Origin of the sequence: Psychrobacter sp. SHUES1 (assembly GCF_001652315.1) — a bacterium.
GTDB classification, from domain to species: Bacteria; Pseudomonadota; Gammaproteobacteria; order Pseudomonadales; family Moraxellaceae; genus Psychrobacter; species Psychrobacter faecalis.
Map to the genome: position 1 here is coordinate 1 of NZ_LXWA01000014.1, position 15,933 is coordinate 15,933.

A 15,933-nucleotide genomic window follows, 5' to 3' on the forward strand; every position below is an offset into this window, starting at 1 on the left:
AGAACTTATCCTATCTAGCGAGCCGACTATCATATCATAATGATTTGGTTTGTCAAGCTTTTTTATAATTTGTTTCAATGGGTTAGCCAGGTTTGTTATATGTAATTGACATATAAGTTATTCCGGTTCTCCCTAATGAGGTGCGTATTATAGACGCTTATTTTAATTAGTCAAGAAGTTATTTTTATTTAGTTTGAAAGTTTTATCAGTCTACGTAAAAGTAGTTTGATGTGTGCTTTCTCGCTAATGGGTGTTTATTCAGTGCCAAAACACTTTCTAAACGCCCTTCCCTTTCGACTGGGTGGCATTATACGCGCTTTTAGTAGGGGGTCAAGGGGGTTTATCCGCTATTTTAACGATTATCTGACCTTGTCATTAATACTGTTTATTTATCAGTCAGTTAGGGTTAAAAATAATTTTACCTTTATCATAGACTGCATTTTCTGCTTAAAATCGCTTATTTCTTCTATATGGAAGCTGTCTATATAATCCTCTTTTATACATAACGCTTTTATAGTTTACCTATCTTTTTAAAGAAATCCTTATAAGCAGCGACTTTTTTATCTAACGCTAAAGGATAGGCGCGTGACGTTGAAGGCAACCTATATAAGGTAAGACTATTTACATTGGATTTTTTATTATTATCATTTTGCCATTTATAAGGGTAATCCATGCTTTGGTTGGTCTTAGGGTATTTTGATTTGGCAGGTGGCTCGGATAATAAACTAAGCAGCACCTCAGTGGCTTTACCGCCGGTGGTAAATAAGGTTTCAACCTTTGGCACTTGTGGCAAGATAATATCTAAATCAACGGGGGTGACAACGGTGAGGTTTTTGTCCGAGGCATTACCTGTTTCCCGAATAGCTTGAGTAACGGTAGGACAAGAGGCAATGCCGCGCTCGAACATAAAGGCACGAATACGCTCAGGGTCAAAACGCTTTTCATCGCCTACTCTAAAATAATCAATGTCATCAAAGAATACGCTGCCATAGATACGCCACATATCATTATAAAAGTTCGGATAGTGAAAGCGCATTGCCCATTTATCAGCAGTCGGTGGAAAAGTACCCATCATCATCACCGTAGCATCGGGCGGTAATACTGGACCAAAGGGATGGGTTTCTACTTCTGCGGTGCGCGCTTCGGGCAATAACGAGTTGGTATCCAATTTATCAGTATTATCATGGGTATGGGATGGTTGTGTAGTCATAAGATTCTTCATCAGAAAAGCAGTTTTTTTGTTATCATAGCAAGCCTAAACACTACTTCATTTGTTAGGGCGTTATCATAGTCGAACATAGTTTGCTTAAATAAAACTAACCTTGTTATAAATGCCTTTGGCTTACTTTTTTATTAAAGCATTAAGCTTACTATTGATGGTCTAGGTATAGGGTTGAAGTGCAGTAAGTGTTTGTATCTTTATTACTAATAGCAACCGCAGTAACTGCGCAAGCATCAGCGAAAAATCAAGAGAGACCTTATGAATGACTTAAAAATCACCGTTATTGATCACCCGTTAGTCCGTCATAAACTCAGCCTTATGCGTGAAAAAGACTGTAGCACCTATAAATTTCGCACCCTAACCAAAGAGCTTGCGCGCTTGATGGCGTATGAAGCGAGCCGTGACTTTGAAATCGAAAGCTTCCCGATGCAAGGCTGGTGTGGTGAAATCACTGGTGAGCAAATTTCGGGCAAAACTGTGACTATCGTCCCTATTTTGCGTGCTGGTATCGGTATGCTCGACGGCGTGCTCGATTTAATCCCAACGGCGAAAATCTCTGTCGTCGGTTTACAGCGCGACGAAGAAACCTTGCAGCCTGTGCCGTTTTTTGAAAAATTTGTCAGCCACATGGACAAACGCCCAGCCCTTATCATTGACCCAATGTTAGCGACTGGCGGCTCAATGGTTGCAACCATCGAGATGCTAAAGAAAAATGGCTGTACTAATATCAAGGCATTGGTCTTGGTTGCCGCGCCTGAAGGCGTGCGTTTGGTGAATGAAGCCCATCCTGATGTGACCATTTATACTGCCGCACTCGACAGCCATTTAGACGAGCATGGCTATATCATTCCCGGTCTTGGCGATGCGGGCGATAAAATCTTTGGTAAGCAGTTATTTAACAAGTAAGACAACGCCTTTAAACCAAAACAAGCTATCGTCATAAAAATTATGAAGCACGCAACATCAATGATAAGGATATAAGATGAACGTATTGATTACAGGGGCAAGCGCCGGTTTCGGTAAAGCATTAGCTGAGCGTTTGGTTGCCAATGGTCATCGCGTGATTGGCTGTGCCAGACGCTTAGATAAGCTAAACGCTTTGGCAAATACGTTGGGCGAAGCATTTTTACCTGTGGTCATGGATGTCAGTGACACGGCGTCTATTCCACAAATCATTGCTGACTTGCCGGCTGACTTTAGTCAAATCGATGTCTTGGTGAATAACGCTGGACTGGCACTTGGCACCGAGCCTGCGCACAACGCCAGTCTTGATGATTGGATGCGTATGATTGATACCAATGTTAAAGGTTTGATGGCGTTGACTCATGCTGTCTTGCCAGCCATGGTCGCACGCGATAGCGGTTATATTATTAATGTTGGTTCAATTGCGGGCAGTTGGCCTTATTTTGGTGGTAACGTCTATGGTGCGACCAAAGCCTTTGTCAAACAATTTAGCTTAAATCTGCGGGCGGACTTACTCGGTACGCAAGTGCGCGTGACCAATCTTGAACCGGGTAATGTGGCGGGCACTGAATTTTCAAACGTGCGCTATCATGGCGATGACGAGAAAGCCGCTCAAGTTTATGATGGCTTTAAAACCATGACCGGTGACGATATTGGCGATATCTTGTTATGGCTGATTGAATCGCCTGCCCATATTAACGTCAATCGTTTAGAAGTGATGCCGGTTGCGCAAACCTACAACGGTCTAACGATTGCTAAGCAAGACTCTTAAAGGTTTAGCCGACCATTCGGTTTATTAACGTAATTCATAAGACCGAAGCAATATAGTCGCATCTATGTTGCTTCTTTTTTTGGCCATGACATTCTCTTCATTGACCAAGCGCAATTCCTGAAAATCCAAAATCAATACCTCATTACGCGTGCGCTCGCTGGTACGTTTATTATGACGTATCGGAAATCCTAAAACTTGCTTACCTTTAATTACTATCTGATTGATAATCATGGTCGGATTATTCATAGTAGATTTTGCACTTAACTGTTGAGCATCAATAATCGCGGTGGCAGGATTGAGCGTTGTGATTAACACCTTTGTCTGGCGCACGCTTTTTGCTAAATCCCCTGCAAAAAAGAATACTTGCTCTATTGGTAAACACTGGGCGTGGCGCATAAGCTCGCGGCGAAATAACGCTGGCATATCGGTATTAAAACTGTCTTCTGTTTGTCGATAAAACGCCGTAAAATTACGGTGTAGATAGCGACCAAAGACGCTGCTATTTATCCAATCTTGATAAACATCATTGGCTAATAATTGCTTTGTAAATGCTTCGGCATCTGGCATATTTTCTGTCATGAGCATGGCTAGCAATAGCGCGCGCGGATTGGTAAATATTTGCTGCTGCCAGCTTTGTGGATATAAGCTGCTATCAAGCAATGCTAAAGTTAACTTGCCCATCGGCTAACATCCTTATTAAACAGTGAAACTATTATTTAGTACATATAGTATCTATTATATACGTTTCCTATTACAGTCATTTGCTATCGAATAGCAGCACAGATTGTGTGCTTGGATTCATTTGATCGCCTTACTCATATAAAAAAAGCGACCTTAAAAGACGCTTTTTATTTGAGCAATGAGTTTTAAGTATTTTTAAAGCCTTAATCAGCTAAGGCTTTAATCAGCTCAAATCTCGGTATTTCTTTACCATCAACTTCAACCGTTTCAGTAAACATCGCTAATGGTCGTACCCACACGCCATACTCACCGTATAGGCAGCGGTAAACGACTAGCGCTTCTTCGGTTTCTGAATGCTGCGCGGTATGCAAAACTTGGTAAAGACTGCCTTTATAATGGCGGTAAATGCCTTGGCAAACCGTTTTTTCTGTCATGATTAAATCCTCATTTATATCTTAAGTACACGAGCTAAATACTGTCGCAGTAAATTCATAACGCAAAATAAATAAGGTCAACAATCAATGTCGACCTTATCTTTAATGATTACCTGAATTATTGAAACTAGTCAATTTAAGCAACTGTCACTTTTGCATAAGCCTTTTTACCTGCTTGGATAACGACTGTCTGACCAGACGTTAAACTAAAGCCTGCATCGACCACTTCGCCATCTACTTTTACCGCGCCGCGTTTAATCATATCTTTAGCCGATGAGCTATTTTTGGCAAGCTCTGCTTGGTTTAGGATTTGCGTGATAAATAATGCGTCCTGCCCTTCTAACTCTAACGTCACTTCTGGTAAATCGACTGGCAATTCGCCATCAGCCAATACGTTACCTGCTGATTTATGCGCATTAGCAGCAGCATCCGCATCATGGAAGCGTTCAATCAATTCTTCAGCAAGAATACGTTTGATTTCTTGTGGGTTGCGACCGTTTTCCATCTCTGCCATTAACGCTTCGACTTCTTCCATCGGCTTAAAGCTTAAAAATTCAAAGTAGCGACGAATTAAGGTATCTGGCATCGACAGCAGTTTTTGGTACATGGTGCCCGGCGCATCGTAAATACCGACGTAGTTGCCGAGTGACTTAGACATTTTATTAACGCCGTCCAGCCCTTCTAAGATTGGCACGGTGATACAAACTTGTGGCTCTTGCCCATAACGACCTTGCAAAGTACGTCCCATTAAGATATTAAAGGTTTGGTCCGTACCGCCAAGCTCGACGTCGGCTTTTAGCGCGATAGAGTCATAGCCTTGCACCAATGGGTATAAAAACTCATGGATAGCAATTGGCGTTTGCGCCGCATAGCGTTTAGAGAAATCATCACGCTCAAGCATGCGTGAAACGGTCAACTGGCTAGAAAGCTGAATCATATCGCCCGCTGACATGTCTTTAAACCATTCAGAGTTAAAGACAATCTTGGTTTTTTCTTTATCCAAAATCTTAAAGACTTGTTCCGCATAAGTCTGCGCGTTGACTTTGATTTGCTCATCGGTCAACGGCGGGCGTGTGCTGTTTTTGCCAGATGGATCACCAATCTTGGCGGTATAATCACCGATTAGGAAATAAATCTCATGACCCAAGTCTTGAAAATGCTTCAGCTTATTAATCAGCACGGTATGACCTAAATGTAAGTCAGGCGCGGTGGGATCAAAGCCTGCCTTGATACGCAGCGGGCGATTCAGTTTTAACTTTTTAACCAAATCGTCTTCCGATAGGATTTCTTGCGTACCGCGCTGAATCAGGGCAAGTTGTTCTTCTAGGGTGTAAGTTTGGGTGGTCATGATGCTCTCTTTATTGTCTTTATTTAAAGGGTAACGCGTTTGGGCCAATTAGAATTTCGTAGCCCGTAAAAGATGTTAGAATTTGAGAGATATACTAGCGTTTTTTAAGGTAAATTGCCATGACCAACCCTGCATCGATTGCTGATACTAATGATAATACTGATTCAACTATCAATTATGACGATAATTTAAATAACACTTTGGACAAAACTTTAGATGACGATTTGAATTATGCCACCTTGACCGATGCGCTTGAGCAAACGGTATTTGAAAACTTCGATGATGGCTTATATATCGGCATGATGTCTGGCACCAGCTTGGATGGTATGGATGCGGTACTTTGTCAATTCGGTGGTGAAGAAAACATCCAACAACCGCTACGGCTATTAGCGTCTATTAGCCAAGATTTTCCGCCACGCCTGCGTGAGGTGTTATTGGCACTTTGTCAGCCAAATGGTGTGCAAGAATTAACCTCGACAATGGGCGAACCAAGCAGCGAATTAGACTGGTTTGGCTGGGCAAGTAAGGAATATGCTGAATTTGCCAGCGACGTGGTCAATAATCTATTGCAGCAGTCCAATACCGATGTAGAGTCGGTGCTAGCGATTGGCTGCCATGGTCAAACGGTGCGCCATCGTCCGCAAATGGGATTTAGTTTGCAACTGCTCGATGCCAATATCATCGCCGAGCGTACTGGTATTAGCGTGGTCAGCGACTTTCGCCGCCGCGATATGGCCGTCGGTGGTCAAGGCGCGCCCTTAGTACCTGCCTTTCATCAAGCATTATTTGCCATGCCTGATAGCACGCGAGTGTTATTAAACTTGGGCGGTATTGCCAATATCACCGTCTTACCAGCCAATGACAGCTCTATTAATGCTAATGATGCTGTTGTTAATAATAGCTCGGTGATTGGTTATGATACCGGCCCTGCCAATTTATTACTCGATGCGTGGACGGCATTGCATACGGATAAAGATTATGATGCTGGTGGCGCATGGGCGCAGTCAGGACAAGTCGTTGAGCCGTTACTTAATCAACTGATAGAGCATCCATTTTTTGCGCGAACCTATCCGAAAAGCACAGGGCGTGAAGACTTTAACTTAGCGTGGCTACAAAGCGAGCTGCAAAAATTTGACCAAGCCTCTGCCCATATTCGCTATTCGTCAGCTGATGTGCAGGCAACATTGACCGAGCTGACGGCGATGAGTGCCAGTATGCAAATCAATATGTTTATTAAGGCAAATGAAAACAGCTCGGTTTATGTCTGCGGTGGCGGTGCCTTAAATGATTACTTGATGACTCGCTTGCAGGCGCATTTACCTCACTGCAAAGTAGAAACTACGGCCAGCTTAGGGCTGAACCCCGCTTGGGTCGAAGCCGTTGCCTTTGGATGGTTGGCACGGCAAACCCTAATGGGAGAAACTGGTAACTTGCCAGCGGTCACTGGCGCAAGTAAAGGCGTGGTATTGGGTCAAGTTTGTTTTGCTTAATAAGCCTCTAATTGTTTAAATTTTAGTTTACATACGTGCACTAATGTGTTTTATAATGACGGTTAAAATACCTTCTTTTTAGGATCGCACGTACAGGATATATCGCATGAGCCAATATAGCAGTTCACCAAACGCGCAAGCCGCCGACTCTAATGCTGCCACTATCCAGCAAACTCTGCGCCAAAAGCCGCCCCATTATGAACGCCCAGATGAGATGCGTGTGGTGGTGACGGGTATGGGTGCGGTGACACCTTTAGGATTAGACGTCGCAAGCTCGTGGACGCGTCTACTTAATGGCGAGAGCGGTATCACGCCCATTACTCATTTTGATGCAACCGACTATCGGGCGCAAATTGCGGGTGTGGTCAAGGATTTTGACGCCAAGCAATATATGAATGCTAAAGACGCGCGCCGCTATGATGAATTTATGCATTATGCCGTTGCAGCTTCGGCTATGGCGTTAAAAGACGCGGGTTTTATCGATGAAGTTAGCGCAGCTGATACACCTGTACAAGATGTCGAGCAAGAGCGCTTTGGCGTAATATTAGGGTCAGGCATTGGCGGTATCCAAACCATTGAAAACAGCCGTGATACCCTACGTGACAAAGGCGCTATGAAGGTTTCGCCCTTTATCATTCCAGGTTCTATCGTTAATATGGCTGCAGGTTTGGTCGCTATTAAGCATACTTTACAAGGCCCAAACCTGGCGACCTCGACTGCTTGTACCACCGCGACCCACGCTATCGGACTTGCTGCGCGCTTGATTGCCTATGGCGATGCCGATGTGATGCTGGCAGGTGGTAGTGAAAAAGGCTCGAGCCCGCTTGGAATGTCAGGTTTTGGGGCGATGCATGCCCTCTCAACTCGTAATGATGAGCCAACCAAAGCCTCGCGTCCGTTTGATAAAGAGCGTGATGGCTTTGTACTCGGTGATGGCGCGGGTGTCGTCGTCCTTGAAAGCCTTGCCCATGCTAAAGCGCGCGGCGCAACGATATTGGCTGAGCTGGTTGGCTTTGGGATGAGTGACGATGCCAGCCACATTACCGCACCACCAGAAGATGGTAGCGGTGCGGCTCGCGCCATGCGCAACGCACTAAACGATGCCGGTATTGAGCCTGCCGCGGTTGGCTACGTCAATGCCCACGGTACCAGTACGCCTGCTGGTGATGTTGCCGAATCCATTGCGATTGAAACCGTTTTTGCGCCCGTTAAAGACAGCATTTTGGTCAGCTCGACCAAATCGATGACCGGTCATTTATTGGGTGCCGCTGGTGGTATCGAGGCTATCTTTACTGTGCTTGCCCTGCAACATCAGCAGGTACCGCCGACCATTAACTTAGATAATGTTGAAGACAACTGCAATCTCGATTACGTGGCCAACCAATCACGTAAAGTTGATAATCTGCAATATGCAGTCTCCAATAGCTTTGGTTTTGGTGGCACCAATGGGTCGCTTATATTCGCTCGTTGGCCGGTGCAACCATCAAGCTAAAACGCCTAAAACAACGTTAAAAACGCTAAATAAATGTTAAAAAACTATTATTTTAGCCGTTGTAACCTTGGTGTCAGATTTGCTACGTTTGACCACTTGCAGCCCCTTATCGTACTTGCGTATGATAAGGGGTAATTTTATGCAACATTTATGGAAGATACCATGTCAAGCTACTCATTTTCCCATCAGTTTTATCAGCGCTGGACGTGTGCGCCAGACCCTGTACGCGCCTCTATCATCCAAGAACTTACCGATATCACCACCCTCTTACAACACGACACGCCATTTGAAACCTTTGTTTTTAGCACTCATGACTTAGACGCCCATCTTGATAATCTTTATGAAAATCATGAAGCTGAACAAGCGATTGCCAAAGCCATTGCCGAAAAACAAGCGCAAGAGCGAGCGGCTGCCGAAAAAGAGCGTTTAGAAGAAGAAGAACGTGTAGAAAAAGAACGTGTAGAAAAAGAAAAACAGGCAAAAGCAGTAGCAGACGCTAAGCAGAAAGAAGAAGAAGCATTAGAGGCAGCAGCGGCGAAACAAGAGCAACAGCACGATGAGCAGCTAGATCATAAACGAGCTACCAGTGTTGATGACAATGATAGTAGTAAAAATATTACTAGTAAAAATGACACTGACGCAGTAGAAAAACTGAAAGCTACTAAAACAGATGCTACGAAAACTACTGCTGATACTGACACTGATAAAAAATCCATTCAAGAAACTGCCAATGTGGTAAATGGCGCAAACGATCATAATATGAAAACCGTTATCGATAAAGCTGTTTCAGACGCCGCTATTCCTTTGTCTTTAAAAGATACTAAACTTGGCGCGAGTCACCCAGAATTAATTCGCGAGCTTGAGATGCATGTCGATGACTATTTAAGCGAGCAAATGATGCAAATTTCTGAGAATTTAAAATCTTGGTTACGGGCCGAATTGGCACAGCATTTAACCGAACCTGATACCACCACTACTATTAAAAGTAATGAAAATATCGCCAAGAAAAACATTCATTAGCTATAAAAAACCTGATTTAAATTAGGAGTTTCTTCGTATAACTAGAGATTAAAAAGCCCCATCGATATTGACGGGGCTTTTTAATATCTTCAATTCAAGAATATAAGTTTTTGCCTTAGATAGCTTTAGTACGCTCGGTTAGCCACTCAAGTGCTGCACCTTTAACGCGATCTTTTAGCTCGGCATAGACTTGGCTATGATAATCATTGAGCCAATCAATCTCGAATTGGGTTAATAGTGCAGGCTCAATCAAACGGGTATCAATGGGGCAGTAAGTGATGGTTTCAAAGTGTAGGAATTGTCCAAACTCAGTCTCAGTCGGATTCGCAACCGGCGTATTGACCACCAAGTTTTCGATACGAATACCCCATTTGCCCTCGCGGTATAAACCTGGCTCATTACTAGATATCATCCCTTCTTTCATCGCGCGCTCTTTTGGCGTGCTGGCACTATAAGCAATGACCTGCGGGCCTTCATGGACGTTTAAGAAATAACCAACGCCATGACCGGTACCATGACCATAGTCCATCTGTGCTTGCCACAAGGGTGCACGGCAAATCGCATCGATGAGCGGTGACGCAATACCATCAGGGAAATGCGCTTTTGCTAAGGCGATATGGGCTTTAAGCACGGTGGTAAAGTCGCGTTTATGCTCAGAACTTACTTGTCCAATCCCGACCACGCGGGTGATATCGGTGGTACCGTTTTGATATTGCGCACCTGAGTCAATGAGCAATAAGCCGCCCTCGCCTTCAGCGACATCAAGGTAGCTGAATTTTTCTGGCGTCGCACGGTAATGCGGCAAAGCACCGTTTTCGTTAAAGCCTGCGATGGTTGGAAAGCTTGGCGACACATAATGCGGCTGCTGACTACGAACTTCGATGAGCATACTATCGACATCCAGCTCACTCAAACGCTCACCGTCTGCTAGGCGTTTTTCAAATGTCGCAAAAAACTCACTTAACGCCGCGCCATCTTGACGCATCGCTTCGCGTACATGCTCGATATCCGCCGCAGACTTCACTGATTTGAGTAACGTACTTGGCGCCATTTGCTCAATAAAGCCAACATCGTCGGCCATTTTTGATAACGTACCGACCGCCACTTTGCTTGGGTCTAACAATAATATATCTTCTGGCGTTAAGGTAGCTAATGCCTCTTGCACCGCATCATAATCTGCAAGCGTGATACCGCTGTCTTTTAGCGCTTTTTCAATCTCGCTACTGACTTTATGATTATCAACAAACAAGGCCGCTTTATCTTCGCTAATGAGCATATGCGCTAAAAATACCGGATTATAATCGACGTCTGCACCGCGTAAGTTGGTCAACCAAGCAATATCATCTAAGCTTGACAGCAAGTGATGGCTTGCGCCTGCCTCCTTCATGCCTGCGCGCACGGCAGCAAGTTTTGAGCTGGCGGGCTGATCGATAAACTGCGCATCGTGTTGGTAGAGCTGTGCTGATGGCAATGCTGGACGGTCGTTCCATATGTCTGTCAACACATCGCGCTCAGTGATTAAAGTAATATCGTTAGCATCAAACGCATCAAGCAATCTGTCTTGCTCAGCGATAGACAATACATTACCATCCACCGCCACGCTATCGCCTTCGGTTAAGTTTTGCGCTAGCCAATCGATATGATTTGGCTGACCAGGAGCCAGTTTTTCCAAAGTAATACCCGTGCCTTCTAGCTGATGCGCGGCGTGTACCCAGTAGCGACTGTCTGTCCATAGGCCAGCAAAGTCAGCGGTAACGACCAGTGTACCAACCGAACCTGTAAAGCCTGATAACCATAGACGCGCTTGCCAATATTCTGGCAAGTACTCAGACAAATGCGGGTCTGCTGACGGCACGATAATCGCCGTTAAATCTTGTGCCGCTAGCGTTTGGCGTAGGCTATCAATACGCTCGTGGATGTGTTGTTTATTCATGAAAGGTGTCCTTATTACTTTTAAAAATGAGAGTTAAAAAAAACGCTTGAGAGGCGACTATGAGTAGCCGTCTTATTGAGGCAAATAAATTTATCAATGTTAAATACAGCGTTATATTTGCCTATAAAGGGTTTACTATTTTTAGAATGATAGCTATATAAATGAGTAAGAGTGCTTAGGCGTTTAGCCGAGCTATTATTAATTTCAGCTTAGTAATAGTATTTTAATAATAGTATTAAAGCAGCGCCTCTCTAGATGTTTGGGCAGATAGCAGGCTTTCAATGGCGATAGAGAAATAACTCACTGATTGAAACAATAAAACGTGCTACCGATTATGGTAACACGTCTTATCTTTTGGCGTTTATAGGGACGATTGCTACTATAAATAAGCTAAATAGGCTTAATTAATCTTCACCATCTTCTTAACGCTTTATTTACTGAGCCGCTTTATCGGCTTGCTCACTTTTGACCAGCATGTTATTGATAGGTTTTGCCAGTACTAATAACACCACTGCGGTCACCACCAAAAAGATGGTCATGGTGGTAAATAGTGTTGGTAAGCCTTCGATCTTGTCGGCTGAAACGTGACCACCAAAGAACGCAGCGACCAAGTTACCCATGGCGACAGAGGCAAAGAATAATCCCATCATTTGCCCTTGCATGCCTTTTGGAGCAAGCTTGGTCATTGAGGATAACCCTACTGGACTCAGCGCCAGCTCCCCTAAAGTTAATAGTAATAAACTACCCACGAGCCATAATGGCGATGCTAAGCCGCCGTCACTGGTCAAGATGCTTTTTGAGGCAAATATCATCAACGAGAAGCCTGCCGCGGTAATCAACATCCCGAGCGCAAACTTGGTCATACTATTAGGTTCAAGACCGCGTTTGCCAAGCTTGACCCAAACAATACTAACAATGGGCGCCAGCAATAAAATAAACAACGGGTTTAAAGATTGGAACCAAATACTCGGTATCTCAAACCCTAAGACGTTCAAGTCAGTATAGCGATCGGCAAATAGGTTAAACGAGGTTGGCTGCTGCTCAAAGCTTGACCAAAATAGCGTTGAGCCAATGATTAAAATAAAGCAAGTCAGTAGGCGCAGCTTATCGGTTTTATCAAGACGCGGCGAGACAAACATAACCGCAAAGTAGCCTATCACCACCGCGGCAATGATATAAGTCATATATTCAGCGACCGTTTCAGGATTGAACGGTAACATACCACTTGCCACCAAAACCACAACCGCTGCCAATAACACCAAGAAACCAATTACCCAGCGACCGATGTTTTTATAGCGGTCATTGGCGTGTTCCCACTCAGGTTTTATATTTTTGGCTTGGGCATAGTGGGTCAAGGTTTTTTGCGCAGAAAAACGGTAGATCAGTAATGATATCAGCATACCGATACCACCAACACCGAAACCTGCGTGCCACATGCCCTTTTCTTTAAACACCCCAACGATGAGCGCTGCTAAAAGGGCGCCAATATTAATGCCCATATAAAACAAGGTAAAACCACCATCACGGCGCACATCGCCTTTTTTATACAAAGCGCCTACCATGACGGAGATACAGGTTTTAAATAACCCTGACCCTAATACAATACATATCAAACCAACAAAAAATAGCGTCATGCCAAATATGGCGGAGAGCGCAATACATAAATGACCGAGGGCGATAATCACGCTGCCCCACCATAAGGCACGCTCTTGACCAAGCCAGTTATCAGCGAGCCAACCGCCCGGTACTGCCGCCAAATATAATGAACCGGCGAAAATACCATAAATAGCAGAAGCGGTGACTTCATCAAAGCCAAAACCGCCGCTGCCAACGGTGGCTACCATAAACAGTACTAATAACGGACGAATACTATAATAAGAAAAGCGTTCCCACATTTCGGTAAAAAACAGCGGGCGTAGTGGCTTTGGGTGCCCCATAAACCCATTATCCAGTGCTGCCAATTCAGCTTCACTAACATTTACTTTTGAGTCTCTGCTCATAACTTTATTCCTTTAAAGACCACTGTAATGACGACCAAACTCCTGTTTATTTTGCTAAGCGGTCACATAGGCGCATTATTGTTTCACTTGGTTATGGTCAAGTAAAGAAAAAGTTATTCAATAATTACACAAATACCTACAAAAAAACCTGTGCTCAGTTAACCAAGCACAGGTCTTTAATGTTAGCTTCTAGAGTATTTTCACTCTTAGAATAAAGTATCGTCACAACAGTTGTACTTAATTACGGGTATCTGACTATATTTATACAAGTATTTGTTTTTATAACAAAATACTTAGGTCACAAGCTTACTCTTCAGTTTTCCAAGTATGCGTTAACTCTGCACCCTCACCACCATCCAAATCCGCATCGGCTTCTTCTGCTGTCAAGTTAGCATCATCAGGTACTGCCGCTTGATTGACAGTACCCTCAGCAGTTGCGGTGCCAGATTCAGCAGCAACAACCGTACCATCAGTATCAGCAGCTGGGGTTACGGTAGCATCTGCTGGATTTTCAGTAGGTGCGGTTGCAGGCGTACCAGTTGTTGCTGGCTCGGCAGCGGTTGCAGCGGGCGCAGTTTCTTCTGCCGCAGTTGCCTCTGTTTCAGCAGCCGCTTCGGTGCTCTCAGCAGTGATATGCTCGCCTGCTGGACGCAAATAGCCAGAAATGCCGATTAATAAGACGATACCTAAAAATAAGGCAACACCGCCTAAGGCAAATAGGAACTCTTTCTTGGGATTGTTTTCGACAATATGTTCTGACATACCTTATCCACCTTGCACAAAATATTTAAAATATTGGCCTATTATATCGCAATTTATATCGATTTGTGAAAACCCTTAACGATTTAAAGGGTTTATTAGCGAAAAAACTTACAACCAAAGCCTATGGGTATTTTTTATTTGACCAAACGTCTCTGCGGGGTCGCACGCTTGCCAAGATAGCTTAATAATAGCAGAAGCGCAATAATGATTAAAATAGGATAATTACCCGCGCGCATATAAGGCGTATTACCAACGCGTGCCTGCACATTTCCGCGTAAGACGGTGCGCTCAAACTGCGGTGCGCGCTTTACGATATGACCTTTATGGTCAATGATAGCCGTAACGCCAGTATTGGTGGCGCGCATAAACCAGCGGCCGTTTTCAAGCGCGCGCATTTGGACCATTTGCAAATGCTGGAGCGGACCTGCCGAGCTACCAAACCACGCATCGTTAGAGATGGTCAATAAAAAGTCAGTATTGATGGCGTTTTTGCGCGTGGTGTCAGGATAGGCAACTTCATAGCAAACCGCAGCGCCCAAGTTATGACCACGCACGCGCAGCGGTGATTGATTATCACTACCGCGGCTATAGCTCATGATATCTTGGCTACCAGCAAGGTTTGGCAAGATATCTAGCATACCCTCAAAAGGAATATATTCGCCAAAAGGTACCAAACGCTGTTTTTTATATAGCCCTTCAGCGTCCGCACCTAAAGCAATGACACTATTATAAAACGGCGGGTATTTATCGGTCTTGGCATCAAAAGCCGCGGTATCCTTATAAGGGATACCAGTGACCCACGTGGTATCGGTTTCTTTGGCCACTTTGACCACTTCACTGATAAAACCTAGCGCTTCATCTTGAAACATGGGAATGGAAGACTCTGGCCACAAGATCATGTCACTGCCCCATTCGGTACTGGACAGGGTGGCATAAATTTTTAGCGTTTCTACCTGATATTCAGTCAGCCATTTTAAATCTTGTGGAATATTACCTTGAATTAATGATACCGATAAGTCAGGCGTGCCCTTTGGTTTTGTCCATTGCGGATTTAGCAACCATAACGCGCAGCTGACAATAAGTAGTGCGGCAGTAGGAATCATATAACCGCCGCGGCGACGCAATAGCTCAACCAAACTTGCCGCCAATAATACTGCCACAAAAGACACCGCAAACACACCAGCAATGGGCGCTAATGACGATAGCCAATACTGCTCGGTAAAGGCATAACCGACAAATAACCACGGAAAACCGGTAAATAGCCACGTTTTCATCCACTCTTGCAATACCCAAAGCGCGGCAAAGGATAACGGCTGCTTACCGACGACACGATTAAAAATCAGCGCCAAAAAGCCATGAAACAAGCCCATCCCAAGGCCCATCAGCGCAATCATAATTAGCGCGAGCCACACTGGCGTATCGCCATAGACATGGATTGAGGTATACAGCCAAAACGCCCCGACGCACCAAAGCCCGGTGCCATAAGCTTGACCGATAACAAAAGCACGCTTGCCTGTCATATCAGGCATCAGTAAGGCATACAAAATAGCGGGCGACACCAACGCCACCGGCCAAAAACCATACGGCGCGAGGGCAAAGATAAACACTGCGCCTGCCAGCCACGAAATCAATATGGTCAACACCATCGGCAAGCCCTTTGGCTTATCGGGGTTTAGACGTTTTTGCAAATCAACAGTAGACAGACGCATAGCAATTATCCAAAACCTTATTATTCAGTCGTTTAAAGCTTACATATTAACTTTGATTTATTCAGTGAGCGCTGAATGGGTAGCCATGCATCCGCTGCTCAATACAG

General features: G+C 44.5%; 13 protein-coding genes. 5 read left to right on the forward strand and 8 right to left on the reverse strand.

Annotated elements, in window-relative coordinates; translation table 11 throughout:
- Nucleotides 1-511 precede the first annotated feature (511 nt).
- Nucleotides 512-1,210 (reverse strand): DNA glycosylase, encoded by a 699-nt coding sequence (locus A7325_RS00410; protein ID WP_068403759.1) that lies wholly within the window; start codon nt 1,208-1,210, stop codon nt 512-514.
- 270 nt (nt 1,211-1,480) lie between these two features.
- Here A7325_RS00410 and upp point away from each other — a divergent pair, with 270 nt between their 5' ends.
- Both upp and A7325_RS00420 read left to right on the forward strand, forming a co-directional pair.
- A complete protein-coding gene (upp, locus tag A7325_RS00415) occupies nt 1,481-2,128 on the forward strand; it encodes a uracil phosphoribosyltransferase (RefSeq protein WP_068403656.1) in 648 nt (215 codons plus the stop codon).
- 76 nt (nt 2,129-2,204) lie between these two features.
- Nucleotides 2,205-2,957: an SDR family NAD(P)-dependent oxidoreductase gene (locus A7325_RS00420; protein WP_068403658.1), complete on the forward strand. Its 753-nt coding sequence runs from the start codon at nt 2,205-2,207 to the stop codon at nt 2,955-2,957.
- 24 nt (nt 2,958-2,981) lie between these two features.
- Here A7325_RS00420 and A7325_RS00425 read toward each other — a convergent pair whose 3' ends face one another.
- The 3 genes from A7325_RS00425 to tyrS all read right to left on the reverse strand — a co-directional run bounded on the left by A7325_RS00425 (nt 2,982) and on the right by tyrS (nt 5,420).
- Entirely contained in the window at nt 2,982-3,638 is a 657-nt protein-coding gene (locus A7325_RS00425; RefSeq protein WP_068403661.1) for a hypothetical protein, read from the reverse strand.
- 203 nt (nt 3,639-3,841) lie between these two features.
- Nucleotides 3,842-4,072: a DUF1653 domain-containing protein gene (locus A7325_RS00430; RefSeq protein WP_068403663.1), complete on the reverse strand. Its 231-nt coding sequence runs from the start codon at nt 4,070-4,072 to the stop codon at nt 3,842-3,844.
- Between the two features lie 136 nt (nt 4,073-4,208).
- Nucleotides 4,209-5,420, reverse strand: a complete 1,212-nt coding sequence (tyrS, locus tag A7325_RS00435; RefSeq protein ID WP_068403761.1) for a tyrosine--tRNA ligase — start codon at nt 5,418-5,420, stop codon at nt 4,209-4,211.
- A gap of 119 nt (nt 5,421-5,539) precedes the next feature.
- Here tyrS and A7325_RS00440 point away from each other — a divergent pair, with 119 nt between their 5' ends.
- The 3 genes from A7325_RS00440 (at nt 5,540) to A7325_RS00450 (ending at nt 9,422) form a co-directional block, all read left to right on the forward strand.
- Nucleotides 5,540-6,910, forward strand: a complete 1,371-nt coding sequence (locus A7325_RS00440; protein ID WP_068403665.1) for an anhydro-N-acetylmuramic acid kinase — start codon at nt 5,540-5,542, stop codon at nt 6,908-6,910.
- Between the two features lie 214 nt (nt 6,911-7,124).
- Nucleotides 7,125-8,402, forward strand: a complete 1,278-nt coding sequence (gene fabF / locus A7325_RS00445) for a beta-ketoacyl-ACP synthase II (protein ID WP_068403763.1) — start codon at nt 7,125-7,127, stop codon at nt 8,400-8,402.
- A gap of 162 nt (nt 8,403-8,564) precedes the next feature.
- A complete protein-coding gene (locus A7325_RS00450; protein ID WP_227514903.1) occupies nt 8,565-9,422 on the forward strand; it encodes a hypothetical protein in 858 nt (285 codons plus the stop codon).
- 115 nt (nt 9,423-9,537) lie between these two features.
- On the opposite strand, the gene A7325_RS00455 is transcribed toward A7325_RS00450, so the two are convergent.
- From A7325_RS00455 to lnt, 4 genes are all read right to left on the reverse strand, one after another.
- A complete protein-coding gene (locus A7325_RS00455) occupies nt 9,538-11,355 on the reverse strand; it encodes an aminopeptidase P family protein (RefSeq protein ID WP_068403669.1) in 1,818 nt (605 codons plus the stop codon).
- A 434-nt stretch (nt 11,356-11,789) separates the two neighbouring features.
- Nucleotides 11,790-13,355: a peptide MFS transporter gene (locus tag A7325_RS00460; RefSeq protein ID WP_068403671.1), complete on the reverse strand. Its 1,566-nt coding sequence runs from the start codon at nt 13,353-13,355 to the stop codon at nt 11,790-11,792.
- 306 nt (nt 13,356-13,661) lie between these two features.
- Nucleotides 13,662-14,117, reverse strand: a complete 456-nt coding sequence (locus A7325_RS00465; protein WP_068403673.1) for a hypothetical protein — start codon at nt 14,115-14,117, stop codon at nt 13,662-13,664.
- Between the two features lie 134 nt (nt 14,118-14,251).
- The gene (lnt, locus tag A7325_RS00470; protein ID WP_068403674.1) at nt 14,252-15,826 is read right to left on the reverse strand and encodes an apolipoprotein N-acyltransferase; all 1,575 of its coding nucleotides are present in this window, start codon (nt 15,824-15,826) and stop codon (nt 14,252-14,254) included.
- Nucleotides 15,827-15,933 lie beyond the last annotated feature (107 nt).

Bases quoted from the DNA above. Each gene is read 5' to 3' on its own strand.
- A7325_RS00410 (WP_068403759.1), bottom strand. From the start codon at position 1,210: ATGACTACACAACCATCCCATACCCATGATAATACTGATAAATTGGAT.
- upp (WP_068403656.1), top strand. From the start codon at position 1,481: ATGAATGACTTAAAAATCACCGTTATTGATCACCCGTTAGTCCGTCAT.
- A7325_RS00420 (WP_068403658.1), top strand. From the start codon at position 2,205: ATGAACGTATTGATTACAGGGGCAAGCGCCGGTTTCGGTAAAGCATTA.
- A7325_RS00425 (WP_068403661.1), bottom strand. From the start codon at position 3,638: ATGGGCAAGTTAACTTTAGCATTGCTTGATAGCAGCTTATATCCACAA.
- A7325_RS00430 (WP_068403663.1), bottom strand. From the start codon at position 4,072: ATGACAGAAAAAACGGTTTGCCAAGGCATTTACCGCCATTATAAAGGC.
- tyrS (WP_068403761.1), bottom strand. From the start codon at position 5,420: ATGACCACCCAAACTTACACCCTAGAAGAACAACTTGCCCTGATTCAG.
- A7325_RS00440 (WP_068403665.1), top strand. From the start codon at position 5,540: ATGACCAACCCTGCATCGATTGCTGATACTAATGATAATACTGATTCA.
- fabF (WP_068403763.1), top strand. From the start codon at position 7,125: ATGCGTGTGGTGGTGACGGGTATGGGTGCGGTGACACCTTTAGGATTA.
- A7325_RS00450 (WP_227514903.1), top strand. From the start codon at position 8,565: ATGTCAAGCTACTCATTTTCCCATCAGTTTTATCAGCGCTGGACGTGT.
- A7325_RS00455 (WP_068403669.1), bottom strand. From the start codon at position 11,355: ATGAATAAACAACACATCCACGAGCGTATTGATAGCCTACGCCAAACG.
- A7325_RS00460 (WP_068403671.1), bottom strand. From the start codon at position 13,355: ATGAGCAGAGACTCAAAAGTAAATGTTAGTGAAGCTGAATTGGCAGCA.
- A7325_RS00465 (WP_068403673.1), bottom strand. From the start codon at position 14,117: ATGTCAGAACATATTGTCGAAAACAATCCCAAGAAAGAGTTCCTATTT.
- lnt (WP_068403674.1), bottom strand. From the start codon at position 15,826: ATGCGTCTGTCTACTGTTGATTTGCAAAAACGTCTAAACCCCGATAAG.